The sequence below is a fragment of the Halobacillus salinus genome, assembly GCF_004684905.1.
Taxonomy (GTDB): Bacteria; Bacillota; Bacilli; order Bacillales; family Halobacillaceae; genus Halobacillus; species Halobacillus salinus.
In genome coordinates, this window is sequence record NZ_SRJC01000001.1 from 642,766 (window position 1) to 654,524 (window position 11,759).

Sequence of the window (11,759 nt, forward strand, 5' to 3'; positions counted from 1 at the left end):
TTGGTTCAGGGAGGTTTTGCTTAACATCTTCGTTCAAGAAAGGTGTCGGAGGTGACGACTGTGAATTCATCAATAGGAAAATTGTTACCTGTTGACGGTTTTAAACTGATGAAGCGAGGGGAACTCCCTAAAGGTTCTGAAAGAGCGATGACTCATTTATATCAACCTATCGTCGGAAGGTTAGGGATCGCTTTATACCAGACGCTTGTTTCTGAATATGAAATAAATGATAGTGACCACGTTCAATCTCATCATACACTTATGTCGTATCTATCAGCTCCTCTTGATCAAATTTACGAAGCGAGGAAGCATTTAGAAGCAATCGGACTACTTCGCACTTATCAGAAGGGTAAGATGGATACACATGATGAATATGTTTACGTATTGTATCCGCCGTTCTCCCCTGCTGAATTCTTTCGTGATGATATGCTTTCGCTGCTTCTTTATCATGAAATTGGTAAGGAGAAGTATGAGCAATTAAAAGAGAGGCTTGTTAAATCGCCGATCTCTTTAGAGGGATATGAAGAAGTAACGTCAAACTTTGATGAAGTGTACCATGCCGTTACGAACGGACCTGCTCCTGTACACACGGAACCTTCAGACGGTAAACAAGAAGGACCGGTACTCCAAGAGAACCGGGTCGACTTTGATTGGTTGAATCAGGCGTTGAAGGATAAAATGTATATGAGCGAGAAGATCCTGACGGGGTCCAATAAACGCTTGATTGCGCAATTGGCTACGCTTTACAATTTAACGTCTATAGAACTTGAGAAAGCCGTTACCTGGGCGATAGATGAAAATAATGAACTTGTAGTGGAAGAACTAAAGACAGCGTGTCATGATTTCATGAAAGAAAAGCCAGCAGCTAAACAAGACTTCAAGCTCGACTTGCGGGAGAAAGTCCAAAGCTCTGAACAAACGGCAAAGACGAAGCGTGACCAACTGGCAGAGCGCTTTGAACAAATTTCACCTCGTGAACTATTAGAAGACCTCTCTAGAGGAAACCGTGCTGCAGATCAAGACTTGAAAGTCGTAAGAGACATTATGACGGAGCAAGGGTTGGCACCAGGGGTCATGAACGTTCTGATTCATTACGTCATGCTGAGAACGGATAAAAAACTTTCTAAACCATATGTCGAAAAGATTGCGAGCCATTGGGCTAGGAAGAATGTCCAAACCGTTCATCAGGCTATGAGTTTAGCAACGGCAGAACACCAAAAGTATCAACAGTGGGGACAACAGCAGAAGTCTTATCAACGGAAGGGCTCCAAAGAGGAAGTCATTCCAGATTGGTTTTACAAACAGAAAAAACGGAACGAGCAAACAACCGAAGAAGCAGCGGTTGATACGAATGAACTTGCCGAGCAATTGAAACAGTTGACAGAGCGAGGAAGGTAGAATAAGGAGGTGCCACCTTGGAACCCATTCAGAGATCTTTGAGAAACTGGATGAAAGACCATAAAGAATTTCAGAAGAGAATGAATCATATGCAAGAAGAGGTGCTGCAATCCCCTGAAATTGAGGCATGGAAGAAAGAGCACCCATCCGTAACAGAGGAAAGTCTTCAAAAACACTTAATTAAGCTTTATGAATATAAAACGCAGTCGAAGAATTGTGAGAAGTGTCCATCAAGAGATGAGTGTATTAATATGCTTCCTGGCTATGTGCCACGTATCGAACTAGAAGGGCAGGAAATTAAGCTCGCCTATGATAAGTGCGCAAGACAACGTCAGCATGAACAGCAGGAAAAACAACAGTCCCTTATCAAGAGTCTTCATATCCCGAGAGAGATATTAGAAGCGACGCTCAATAGAATAGACCCTCATGATCCTTCAAGAAGTAATGCCGTCAAGCAGACGATTCAGTATATTCAGGATTTGGGAGACGAATTGCCAAGTAAAGGGCTGTATTTCCATGGCCCGTTCGGAGTCGGAAAAACGTTCTTCCTGGGTGCGATTGCCAACGAATTAAGTGCTAAAGGTATTCCCTCTATGTTGATCTATATGCCTGAATTTGTAAGGGAGATCAAAGCATCGATAAAAGATGATTCTATGAGCGAAAAGATTCAAGCCTTTAAAGAGACTCCAGTGTTGATGCTGGATGATATCGGTGCGGAGTCCCAGTCTGCTTGGTTCCGTGATGAGATCCTTGGTTCGATTTTGCAATACCGAATGATGGAGAGACTACCTGTCTTCTTCAGCTCCAACTATAGTATGGAAGACCTTGAGAAAGTCATGATGACAAGTAATCGAGGGGATGTTGAGAAGGTGAAGGCACAGCGGATTACAGAAAGGATTCGACAATTAAGCAGAACCGTTGTGGTAAATGGAGAAAACCGTCGCTCATAAAATTCACATATTGAAGAGATCATGGCATGAACACCTCATTCCTCACATAAATATAAGATGGAATAGATCACCTTATACCTATTTAAGAACGGACATGTGAAAGAGACAAGCATGGATAGGAATGTTGGGATGAGGAGGAATCTTGGTGGTATGTGTACATTTCTCAAAAGAGAAGGAAGCGCGTTATTTTTATAATATAGTCGTCCGGGAATCAAAACGTTGGAGATTGCAGATGGATACGTATGATGTGTACCTCGAAGAAGGAGACGTTTGTAAAAAGACGTTCACCGAAATGGTGCATGCGTGCATGGAGCTTATCTTAGCGAGGAAGTGGCTCGGTTGGATTGAAGGGGTGCTTAGGCATCGCTACCATTTCAATGAGGAACAGGAAATACAGCGAATCTTAGAGATAGGTCAACAATTTGAAGCAGAGGCTCCAAAAGGCCTGGTGCTCCCTCCGGTCTTGGATCTTATAAGAGCAACGGTGGAAGACGAACTGCGCGGCAAGTGGTGGCTTCACTTCGACGATCTTTCTGTTTCGTGTTTGCAAACTGTACACAGTGAACTGGTGGAATATACAGGTTTTCTTATTGACGAATACAAGCAAGAGGAATCCTATCAATTGTTACTTGATTCCTGGCGTCAGCGCGTTCATCAGAAGGATACTGGTGTTCAGAGAATCCACCTTCTTGACCAGGATGGGTGGAGGTATTTTCATGATGAAGGAAACAGGATTCGTCCATCTGAAACGGACCTGTACTTGCGCCTGTATCCAGATGATTCCATCATCGACCTTCCGGAGAGTTGGTGTCTTACGCCTGCGCTTGTTCATGCTCCGAATGAACTTATTATTTACTCGGACGATCGGGAAGGTTCTAGTTTTGAGTTGCTGCAAAATATTTTTGAAGAAAAAGTGGTGTGGAGAAATACAGCAGAATTTCCTTTTGAAATTGCTTGATTTCATGACTGCATATGGATATAATATCTACATACCAAAATATTGATGGCTTAGATAAGGACAAGAACAGTGAGTTACGCATGAATAGAGAGAGGAGTCACCGGCTGAAAGCTCCTTGATGTTGTCTCATATGTTTACCACCTTGGAGCTCTGTTTGTGAACGATCAACTAGTAATGAACAGCGTCTGGTCCGCGATAAGGATGAATGAAGCCGTACCTTTGTACGGGAATTTTGGGTGGAACCACGAGTGATACGCTCGTCCCTTAGCAGATCAGCTAAGGGGCGGGCGTTTTTTATTTTCATTTTATATAAAAGGAGTGTTACACATGGCGAATGCGATTCAAATCACTTTTCCAGATGGCAATACAAAGGAATTTGATCGGGGTACGACAGGAGAAGAGATTGCCCATTCTATTTCTCCAGGTTTAAAGAAGCAGTCTCTTGCTATTAAGCTGAACGGCGAACCATACGATTTGCGACGTCCGATTGAGCAAGACGGTGACATCGAGATTCTGACTTACAAAAATCCAGAAGGTATCGAGGTGCTTCGTCACTCGACAGCACACTTAATGGCACAAGCCATCAAACGACTGTATGGAGAGGATGTCAAACTCGGAGTTGGCCCAGTCATCGAAAACGGGTTCTATTACGATATTGATATGGAGCATTCTTTAACACCGGAAGACCTTCCTAAGATTGAAAAAGAAATGCAGCGTATTGTTGATGAGAACCTTGAAGTGGAGCGTATCGAAGTTTCTCGCGAGGAAGCGAAGGAGAAGTATCGTGAAATCGGAGATGACTTGAAGCTTGAGCTACTTGAGGATATTCCGGAAGGAGAACAGGTGACACTGTATAAGCAAGGAGAATTCTTCGACCTTTGCCGTGGTGTCCACGTACCACAGACAAGTAAGATCAAAATCTTCAAGCTGTTGAACATTTCCGGTGCGTACTGGCGTGGAGACAGCGACAATAAGATGCTGCAACGCATATACGGAACAGCTTTCGAGAAAAAAGCCGATCTTGAAGAGTATCTTCACTTGTTAGAAGAAGCGAAAGAACGTGACCACCGTAAACTCGGGAAAGAACTTGAGATCTTCACAGTTAATCAGAAAGTCGGACAAGGCCTTCCGCTCTGGCTTCCGAAAGGCGCAACAATTCGTCGTACAATTGAACGTTATATTGTCGATACGGAAGAACGCCTAGGTTATGATCACGTTTATACTCCCGTACTAGGTAATGTGGAACTGTATAAGACAAGTGGACACTGGGATCATTATCAAGACGATATGTTCCCGACTATGGAAATGGACAACGAAGACCTTGTGCTTCGTCCGATGAACTGTCCGCACCACATGATGGTTTATAAAAACCAGTTCTACAGCTATCGTAATTTGCCGGTACGTATTGCTGAGCTTGGCACAATGCACCGTCATGAAATGTCTGGAGCCCTTGCCGGCCTGCAGCGTGTACGTGCCATGACTCTGAATGATGCGCACATCTTCGCTCGTCCTGACCAATTGAAAGATGAGTTCAAACGTGTGGTGAACCTTGTCCAGCGCGTCTACAAGGACTTTGGTCTGAACGATTACTACTTCCGCTTATCTTATCGCGATCCGGCTGATAAGGAGAAGTATGTAGATAACGACGAGATGTGGAATAAAGCTCAGGCAATGCTGAAAGAAACTATGGAAGAGATGGAACTTGAATACGTAGAGGCAGAAGGCGAAGCGGCGTTCTACGGTCCGAAGCTGGATGTACAGGTGAAAACAGCTTTAGGCAAAGATGAGACGTTATCCACTGTCCAACTCGACTTCCACCTTCCAGAGCGTTTTGACCTCACTTACGTTGGGGAAGACGGGAACGATCATCGTCCTGTCGTCATTCACCGAGGTGTCGTATCTACTATGGAGCGTTTTGTTGCCTTCTTGATTGAAGAATACAAAGGAGCATTCCCGACTTGGCTTTCTCCAGTTCAAGCGAAGATCATCCCAGTATCCGTCGAGGCGCACCTTGACTACGCTAAGAAACTTGAAGATGAACTTCGTGAAGCGGGGATCCGTGTGGAGCTTGATGAACGTAACGAGAAAATCGGCTACAAGATCCGTGAAGCTCAGATGCAGAAAGTACCGTTCCAACTGGTTGTCGGAGATCAGGAAATTGAAGATAATGCTGTGAATGTCCGTCGCTACGGGGAACAGGATTCTGAAACAAAGCCTGTTGAGACATTCAAATCAGAAATACGAAATGAAATTGATCAGAAGCTTTTACGTAAGTAATAGCAAAAGCCGCGGGAACTATCCCGCGGCTTTTTTATATGCAAAAATCTGCTGTCTTGCTTATCTTATAATCGCTTTCAGTTTCAATGCAAAAGCATCTTATTAAACTCTTTCAAGATAAAGTCTTGATTTTTCTTGGACCATCCCTTATTCTAGTAAAGGTAGTCATGATTATCTGCATGTTTTTGTTGACATGTTGATAAAGGCATGCTAATATAGTTTAGGTAAATGAATGAACGGATCTAGAGACAAGTAGAAGCACCCGCTTCTCACCTGATCGACGCGAAAAGCAGTTGGCAGGTCATGAATTCCTTTTTTGACAGGATCAGTGTGGGTGCAGTATGTGTACCGACGCTTTTTTTTATGGTTTCAAAAACCTTGTCGATGACAGATCTTTTATACGTTTTCTCTAATACGATGGAGGTGGCTCAATATTAGCAAGGATAACATGAACGTTAATGAAAAAATCCGTGCCCGTGAAGTCCGTCTGATCGACGTGAATGGGGAGCAGCTTGGAATCAAATCCCGTAACGAAGCGCTTGATATTGCTGCAAACGCAAATCTGGATCTAGTTATGGTCGCTCCAAATGCGAAACCTCCAGTTTGCCGCGTCATGGACTACGGAAAATACCGTTTCGAGCAACAGAAGAAAGAAAAAGAAGCTCGTAAGAAACAAACGGTCATTAAGGTGAAAGAAGTTCGCCTTAGCCCGAACATCGAAGAACACGACTTCAACACGAAATTGCGTAACGCACGCAAATTCCTATCTAAAGGCGACAAAGTGAAAGCATCTGTTCGTTTCCGCGGACGTGCAATCACCCACAAAGAATTGGGACAAGAAGTTCTTGAGCGTATGGCTGAAGAATGTAAAGATATTGCCCAAATCGAAACGAAGCCTAAGATGGAAGGTCGTAGTATGTTCCTAATGCTTGCTCCTCTCGCCGAGAAGTAAGAACTGAATCAGTAAAAGGAGGAAATTCACATGCCAAAAATGAAAACCCACAAAGGTTCTCAAAAACGCTTCAAAAAGACTGGAACAGGTAAGGTGAAACGTTCTCACGCTTACACTAGCCACTTGTTCGCTAACAAATCTACGAAGCAAAAGCGTAAATTGCGTAAAGATGCACTAGTTTCTGCTGGAGACTACCGCCGCATCAAGCACATGCTTCCAAACGACTAATCATAGATAGAAACACATTTAGGAGGGATTACCATGCCACGAGTAAAAGGTGGAACAGTGACACGTCAACGTCGTAACCGTGTCCTTAAACTAGCAAAAGGTTATTATGGTTCTAAGCACGCACTATTCAAAACTGCAAAACAACAAGTAATGAAATCAGGTCAGTATGCATACCGTGACCGTCGTCAGAAAAAACGTGATTTCCGTAAACTTTGGATCGCACGTATTAACGCTGCGGCACGTATGAACGACATTTCTTACAGCCGTATGATGCACGGTCTTAAGCTTGCAGGTATCGAAATGAACCGTAAGATGCTAGCTGATCTTGCTGTGAATGACGCGCAAGGTTTCGCAAGCCTAGCAGAGCAAGCAAAAGCTGCTCTTAAATAATTTCAAAGAATTAAAGCCATTTCCGTTCGGTAGGAAATGGCTTTTTTCATATAGGAGGGAATTACTATGCCGTTATGGGGACTGATCCTGTTCACGTACTTTTCCGTTATGAATGTCACAATGTATATAATGATGTGGACTGACAAGCGAAGAGCTGTAGAAGAGAAATGGAGAATCAAAGAAAGAACTTTGTGGACCGTTGCTTTTCTTGGGGGAGCTGTAGGAGGCTGGCTTGCGATGCGACTGTTCCGACATAAAACCCAACATAAAGCGTTTGCGATCGGATTACCTGGCTTATCAATTGTGTACTTAACGATGTTATTGTTGTTAGAAGGGATGTTCTAGGGTTTAGACCTATCTCATAAGCTGTAGATAGGGAGGGGAGTGTAATGGGCGAGACATCATCTGCAATCCTTCAATGGTTAGAACATCAGGGAGCCTTGGCACCACTCTTATTCATCGCCATCCACTTATTGCGTCCGTTATTATTTTTACCAGTCATGCTTGTGTGTATAACAGGCGGAGTTCTGTTTGGTCCAATCGCAGGAACCGCTTATTCCGTCGTCGGAACGATGTTATCGAGTCTGCTTTTTTACCGGACGATTCGCATACTTCCGTCAGGTTTCGAACGTTTGAGAGGGTTAAAGGAGAAATGGTTGAATAAGCATGCTCGACTCTCAGTCCAGCAAGTTGCAATTCTGCGTTTAGTGCCATTCATACATTTTCATTTACTTTCCTATTGTTTATTAGAGATCAGTGCCGACTTCAAGCAATATACGAAGTCATCCTTGTTTGCGAACTTCCCGCTTGCCGTCATCTATACATCTGTAGGCCAATGGATTTCACTGTTTTCCATACCGGCGATGGTCGTGTTCTCCGCTGGATTGGTCGGATTGTGTGTGTTGATCCGCAAAAAATACGAAGTCGTGCTTTGGAATGACTTTTTTCAAACGACCTCCTCTTAAAAGGGATAGTTCAAGTGCTCCTGCATTGTTGCGGGAGCTTTTTGTATGGAAAAGCACATAAAAAAATCAGAAAGAATGGGAAGCCCTCCTTTCTGATTCTTAACAGGGTTTAATGATCGTCTTTCACTGGAGTGATCATTAAGCGGTTGATAGGGTATTTCCATTCAATGGATGTGTAAGGGTAGCGCATGAGTATTTCTTGTTCCATGAAATATAAGTCCTCCCGCTCTAGTCCTTGTAGCTGCTGTGGGTCCTGTGCGCTGACATAAACGGTAACAACCTCAAATGCATGATCGGTTGTCCCTAAGTATTTCTCACCGACAAAATCATACCCTTTATACGTCATGAGGAAGTTCTGTTTCGTATTTTCTTTGTTGTCATGGAAATAAAATTCCTTTTGTTCCCTTGCAACGTCTAATTTGCGCTTTGGATTCACGATGAACCGATAAGCAGTGTAGATCAGGAAGGCCAGGGCGATAAGGAGTAATAGCCGAAATAATACGATAATCATCTGTTTGTCCCCCTACATCTGGGTTATTAGCATACATACGTTTCAGCGTGTCGTTTTGTTTCAAAAAATGATACATTTATAGAAGAAATTTATTAAAAGGAGTGGTGGATGTGAACTGGGGTACGTTGTATGAGATGCAGCAACAGCTTGACCACTATATAGAAGAAACTCATAATCTCCCGAAGGCGGCAAATGTAAAAGAGAAAACCTTGGCGCTGTTAGTGGAACTTGGGGAACTTGCGAATGAAACGCGCTGCTTTAAGTTTTGGAGTCTGAAAGGGCCGAGTGATGGGGAGACGATATTAGAAGAATACGTAGATGGTCTCCATTTCTTGCTGTCAATAGGTTTAGACCTAGAGATGCGCTATCAACCTCAACCGTTGGAGAGCTACGAGCAATTGACAACCGGATTCCTCGCAACTTATGCAGCAATTGATGCGTTCCAGAAATCTCAGGATTTAACTAGTTATCAGACCATGTTCACAAGCTTTCTACGTTTGGGCCAGACACTTGGGTTTGAAGAAAAAGGTATAATGAATGCCTACTATGCTAAGAATGAAGTGAATTACCAGCGTCAGGAGGAGGGCTACTGAGCCCTTTCTTTGTGAAATCGCTTTAAACATATTATAATAGAAGATGGATTTCAAAAGGAGGATGGAGTACATATGTTCAAAAAAGATGAAACGTTAACGATGCTGAAAGACTTAACGGACGCTAAAGGTGTACCGGGTAATGAAAAAGAAGCTCGTGATGTCATGAAAAAGTACATTTCTCCGTATGCGGATGAAGTGTTCACTGATAACCTTGGGAGCTTGATTGCTAAGAAAGTCGGAAATAAAAAGGGACCAAGCGTCATGGTTGCCGGCCACTTAGACGAAGTAGGCTTTATGGTTACTCGTATTGATGACAATGGCTATCTTTATTTCCAACCTGTAGGCGGCTGGTGGAGTCAGGTTATGCTTGCACAGCGCGTGACGATTATGACGCGCAATGGAGATCTTACTGGAATCATCGGTTCCAAGCCACCGCACATTTTGCCACCAGAACAGCGTAAGAAGGCTGTTGAAATCAAAGACATGTTCATTGATATCGGTGCGTCAAGTCGTGAGGAAGCGGAAGAATTCGGAGTGAAACCAGGTGATTCTGTAGTACCGTACTTCGAATTCACTCAAATGAAGAACGAGAAAATGCTTCTAGCGAAAGCTTGGGACAACCGTATCGGCTGTGCTATTGCGATCGAAGTATTGAAACGCTTGAAAGGCGAGAAGCACCCGAACGTTGTATATGGTGTAGGTACGGTTCAAGAAGAAGTGGGTCTTCGTGGTGCGCGTACGGCAGCAAACATGATCAACCCGGATATCGCTTTCGGAGTTGACGTAGGGATTGCCGGGGATACACCGGGCGTTTCTGACAAAGACGCTTCCAGTAAGATGGGTAAAGGCCCTCAAATCATCCTTTACGATGCGTCTATGGTGTCACACAAAGGTCTTCGTGACTTTGTAACGGACACAGCAGATGAGAAAGAGATTCCATACCAGTTCGATTCTCTTGCTGGTGGAGGAACGGACTCAGGTGCTATCCACTTGAGCCATGATGGTGTACCAGCGCTTTCGATTACGATTGCGACTCGTTACATCCACTCTCACGCAGCGATGCTTCACCGTGATGATTTTGATAATGCGGTTCAATTGATCGTTGAAGTCATCAAAGGACTAGATGCAGATAAGGTAAATGAAATCACATTCAATTGATTGATAAGAAAAAAGCCAGCCCGACGATGCGGGTTGGCTTTTTTTACATTTGTTTAAGGCTGTTTTCAAGAGTGTCGAGGATCTCTTGGTGCTCCTGGTCATCAGAATTTTCCCATAGCAGTTCGAAGAAGACTCCTAAACCTGGAAGCATTTTTTCTTCCCCTTTTTGCAAAGCGTCGTCAATCGTTGCTTGTAGTTGTTGGGCATCATGGCCACTTACATTTTGCAAAATTGCTTGTCTTAAGTTTAAGTTCATGTTGTACGCTCCTTTCTCGTTCATGTTTTCATTCTGTATTAGTTTGACCAAACTGTTAGCGTGTATGTATGATGTATAAGAAATGAATGAAAAATGAGGGACAGAGATGATTACATCCGTACAAAACCAAAAAGTGAAAGAATGGAAAAAACTACATAAACGAAAGTACCGAAACAAGGAAAACGTCTTTCTTGTAGAAGGGCACCACCTCGTGGAAGAAGTATTAAAAAGTGACTTTACAGTAAAAGAGTTAATTGTCCGTGAAGGCACCGATTTAGAGATACCTGAAAATATTTCGGCGACGGAAGTGAGTGAGCAAGTATTTGCAGCGATTGCCGAAACGGAGACACCTCAAGGAATGGCAGCTGTCGTTGAACAAATGGCTATTCCCTATGAGCCTGGGAAGAGAACGCTAATTGTTGATGCTGTACAGGATCCTGGAAACTTAGGGACGATGATTCGTACAGCTGACGCAGCAGGGTTCGATGCTGTCATACTTGGAAAAGGCACTGTTGATCCATATAACGATAAGGTAATCAGAGCGACCCAAGGTTCTCTATTCCATATCCCCTTTTTCCAAGGTGAGATGGATGAATATGTTGCGCAGTTGAAGAGTTCCGGAGCGAGCATTTGGGCTTCTACGCTCACAGGTGCTACACCGTTCCAAGAATTGAAGTCGCCTGACCAAGTGGCACTCATTGTGGGGAATGAAGGACAAGGCATTAGCGAAGCGGCGGAAGACCTTGCAGATGAACGGGTGTACATCCCGATATATGGACAGGCAGAATCCTTGAATGTTGCCATTGCTTCAGCTGTATTGATGTATCATTTGCGAAGCTAGGCTTGCAAATTCAATCGTTCTTGACTATAATTTATAACGAGTTATAACACATATACGTAAATGCTTTGAAAGAGCAAAGTAAATCGTTGCAGCATCGATCCAGGAAGGAAGCATCATAGACTGGGAGTGCTTCCATCGTGGCAATGATTGAAATTTCACTCTGGAGCTGATCTGACAGATCCGGTCTTCTGGCCGTTATTCAAACCAAAGTGGACACACGTGTCGTGTGTCAACAAGGGTGGTACCGCGAAACGAAATGACAAGTCTCGTCCCTTTTTACAG

14 protein-coding genes and 2 other annotated features are annotated in these 11,759 nt (G+C 43.6%); of the genes, 12 read left to right on the plus strand and 2 right to left on the minus strand.

Going from position 1 to position 11,759, the window contains the following annotated elements:
* Nucleotides 1–60 precede the first annotated feature (60 nt).
* From E4663_RS03525 to E4663_RS03565, 9 genes are all read left to right on the plus strand, one after another.
* Entirely contained in the window at nt 61–1,398 is a 1,338-nt protein-coding gene (locus E4663_RS03525) for a replication initiation and membrane attachment family protein (RefSeq protein WP_135326703.1), read from the plus strand.
* 17 nt (nt 1,399–1,415) lie between these two features.
* The gene (gene dnaI, locus E4663_RS03530) at nt 1,416–2,348 is read left to right on the plus strand and encodes a primosomal protein DnaI (protein ID WP_135326704.1); all 933 of its coding nucleotides are present in this window, start codon (nt 1,416–1,418) and stop codon (nt 2,346–2,348) included.
* A 145-nt stretch (nt 2,349–2,493) separates the two neighbouring features.
* Nucleotides 2,494–3,306, plus strand: a complete 813-nt coding sequence (ytxC, locus tag E4663_RS03535; RefSeq protein WP_079479457.1) for a sporulation protein YtxC — start codon at nt 2,494–2,496, stop codon at nt 3,304–3,306.
* Between the two features lie 327 nt (nt 3,307–3,633).
* A complete protein-coding gene (thrS, locus tag E4663_RS03540; RefSeq protein WP_135326705.1) occupies nt 3,634–5,583 on the plus strand; it encodes a threonine--tRNA ligase in 1,950 nt (649 codons plus the stop codon).
* A gap of 244 nt (nt 5,584–5,827) precedes the next feature.
* Nucleotides 5,828–5,950 (plus strand) — a sequence feature (ribosomal protein L20 leader region).
* Between the two features lie 81 nt (nt 5,951–6,031).
* Nucleotides 6,032–6,535 (plus strand): translation initiation factor IF-3, encoded by a 504-nt coding sequence (gene infC / locus E4663_RS03545; protein WP_079479459.1) that lies wholly within the window; start codon nt 6,032–6,034, stop codon nt 6,533–6,535.
* Nucleotides 6,536–6,565: 30 nt separating this feature from the next.
* The gene (rpmI, locus tag E4663_RS03550) at nt 6,566–6,763 is read left to right on the plus strand and encodes a 50S ribosomal protein L35 (protein WP_079479460.1); all 198 of its coding nucleotides are present in this window, start codon (nt 6,566–6,568) and stop codon (nt 6,761–6,763) included.
* A 33-nt stretch (nt 6,764–6,796) separates the two neighbouring features.
* Nucleotides 6,797–7,153, plus strand: a complete 357-nt coding sequence (gene rplT, locus E4663_RS03555; protein WP_079479461.1) for a 50S ribosomal protein L20 — start codon at nt 6,797–6,799, stop codon at nt 7,151–7,153.
* 66 nt (nt 7,154–7,219) lie between these two features.
* A complete protein-coding gene (locus E4663_RS03560; RefSeq protein ID WP_135326706.1) occupies nt 7,220–7,498 on the plus strand; it encodes a DUF1294 domain-containing protein in 279 nt (92 codons plus the stop codon).
* A gap of 44 nt (nt 7,499–7,542) precedes the next feature.
* On the plus strand, nt 7,543–8,118 hold the full coding sequence (locus E4663_RS03565) for a TVP38/TMEM64 family protein (RefSeq protein ID WP_079479463.1): 576 nt from the start codon (nt 7,543–7,545) through the stop codon (nt 8,116–8,118).
* Between the two features lie 109 nt (nt 8,119–8,227).
* Here the strand turns inward: E4663_RS03565 and E4663_RS03570 are convergent, their stop codons facing one another.
* Nucleotides 8,228–8,629 carry a sigma-w pathway protein ysdB gene (locus E4663_RS03570; RefSeq protein WP_079479464.1) on the minus strand — a complete coding sequence of 134 codons (402 nt, stop codon included), beginning with the start codon at nt 8,627–8,629 and terminating at the stop codon, nt 8,228–8,230.
* Between the two features lie 110 nt (nt 8,630–8,739).
* On the opposite strand from E4663_RS03570, the gene E4663_RS03575 reads away from it, so the two are divergent.
* Both E4663_RS03575 and E4663_RS03580 read left to right on the plus strand, forming a co-directional pair.
* Nucleotides 8,740–9,222, plus strand: a complete 483-nt coding sequence (locus E4663_RS03575; RefSeq protein WP_135326707.1) for a dUTP diphosphatase — start codon at nt 8,740–8,742, stop codon at nt 9,220–9,222.
* A 72-nt stretch (nt 9,223–9,294) separates the two neighbouring features.
* A complete protein-coding gene (locus E4663_RS03580; RefSeq protein WP_079479466.1) occupies nt 9,295–10,380 on the plus strand; it encodes a M42 family metallopeptidase in 1,086 nt (361 codons plus the stop codon).
* A 43-nt stretch (nt 10,381–10,423) separates the two neighbouring features.
* On the opposite strand, the gene sspI is transcribed toward E4663_RS03580, so the two are convergent.
* Nucleotides 10,424–10,636 carry a small acid-soluble spore protein SspI gene (sspI, locus tag E4663_RS03585; RefSeq protein WP_079479467.1) on the minus strand — a complete coding sequence of 71 codons (213 nt, stop codon included), beginning with the start codon at nt 10,634–10,636 and terminating at the stop codon, nt 10,424–10,426.
* A 106-nt stretch (nt 10,637–10,742) separates the two neighbouring features.
* Between sspI and E4663_RS03590 the strand changes: the two genes are divergently transcribed.
* Nucleotides 10,743–11,477: a TrmH family RNA methyltransferase gene (locus E4663_RS03590; RefSeq protein ID WP_135326708.1), complete on the plus strand. Its 735-nt coding sequence runs from the start codon at nt 10,743–10,745 to the stop codon at nt 11,475–11,477.
* Between the two features lie 56 nt (nt 11,478–11,533).
* Nucleotides 11,534–11,754, plus strand: a binding site (T-box leader).
* Nucleotides 11,755–11,759 lie beyond the last annotated feature (5 nt).

What these genes read in the sequence shown, in the direction of transcription:
- infC (WP_079479459.1), top strand. Translation starts at nt 6,032, where the DNA reads ATGAACGTTAATGAAAAAATCCGTGCCCGTGAAGTCCGTCTGATCGAC.
- E4663_RS03580 (WP_079479466.1), top strand. Translation starts at nt 9,295, where the DNA reads ATGTTCAAAAAAGATGAAACGTTAACGATGCTGAAAGACTTAACGGAC.
- E4663_RS03570 (WP_079479464.1), bottom strand. Translation starts at nt 8,629, where the DNA reads ATGATTATCGTATTATTTCGGCTATTACTCCTTATCGCCCTGGCCTTC.
- sspI (WP_079479467.1), bottom strand. Translation starts at nt 10,636, where the DNA reads ATGAACTTAAACTTAAGACAAGCAATTTTGCAAAATGTAAGTGGCCAT.
- rplT (WP_079479461.1), top strand. Translation starts at nt 6,797, where the DNA reads ATGCCACGAGTAAAAGGTGGAACAGTGACACGTCAACGTCGTAACCGT.
- rpmI (WP_079479460.1), top strand. Translation starts at nt 6,566, where the DNA reads ATGCCAAAAATGAAAACCCACAAAGGTTCTCAAAAACGCTTCAAAAAG.
- thrS (WP_135326705.1), top strand. Translation starts at nt 3,634, where the DNA reads ATGGCGAATGCGATTCAAATCACTTTTCCAGATGGCAATACAAAGGAA.
- E4663_RS03565 (WP_079479463.1), top strand. Translation starts at nt 7,543, where the DNA reads ATGGGCGAGACATCATCTGCAATCCTTCAATGGTTAGAACATCAGGGA.
- E4663_RS03590 (WP_135326708.1), top strand. Translation starts at nt 10,743, where the DNA reads ATGATTACATCCGTACAAAACCAAAAAGTGAAAGAATGGAAAAAACTA.
- E4663_RS03560 (WP_135326706.1), top strand. Translation starts at nt 7,220, where the DNA reads ATGCCGTTATGGGGACTGATCCTGTTCACGTACTTTTCCGTTATGAAT.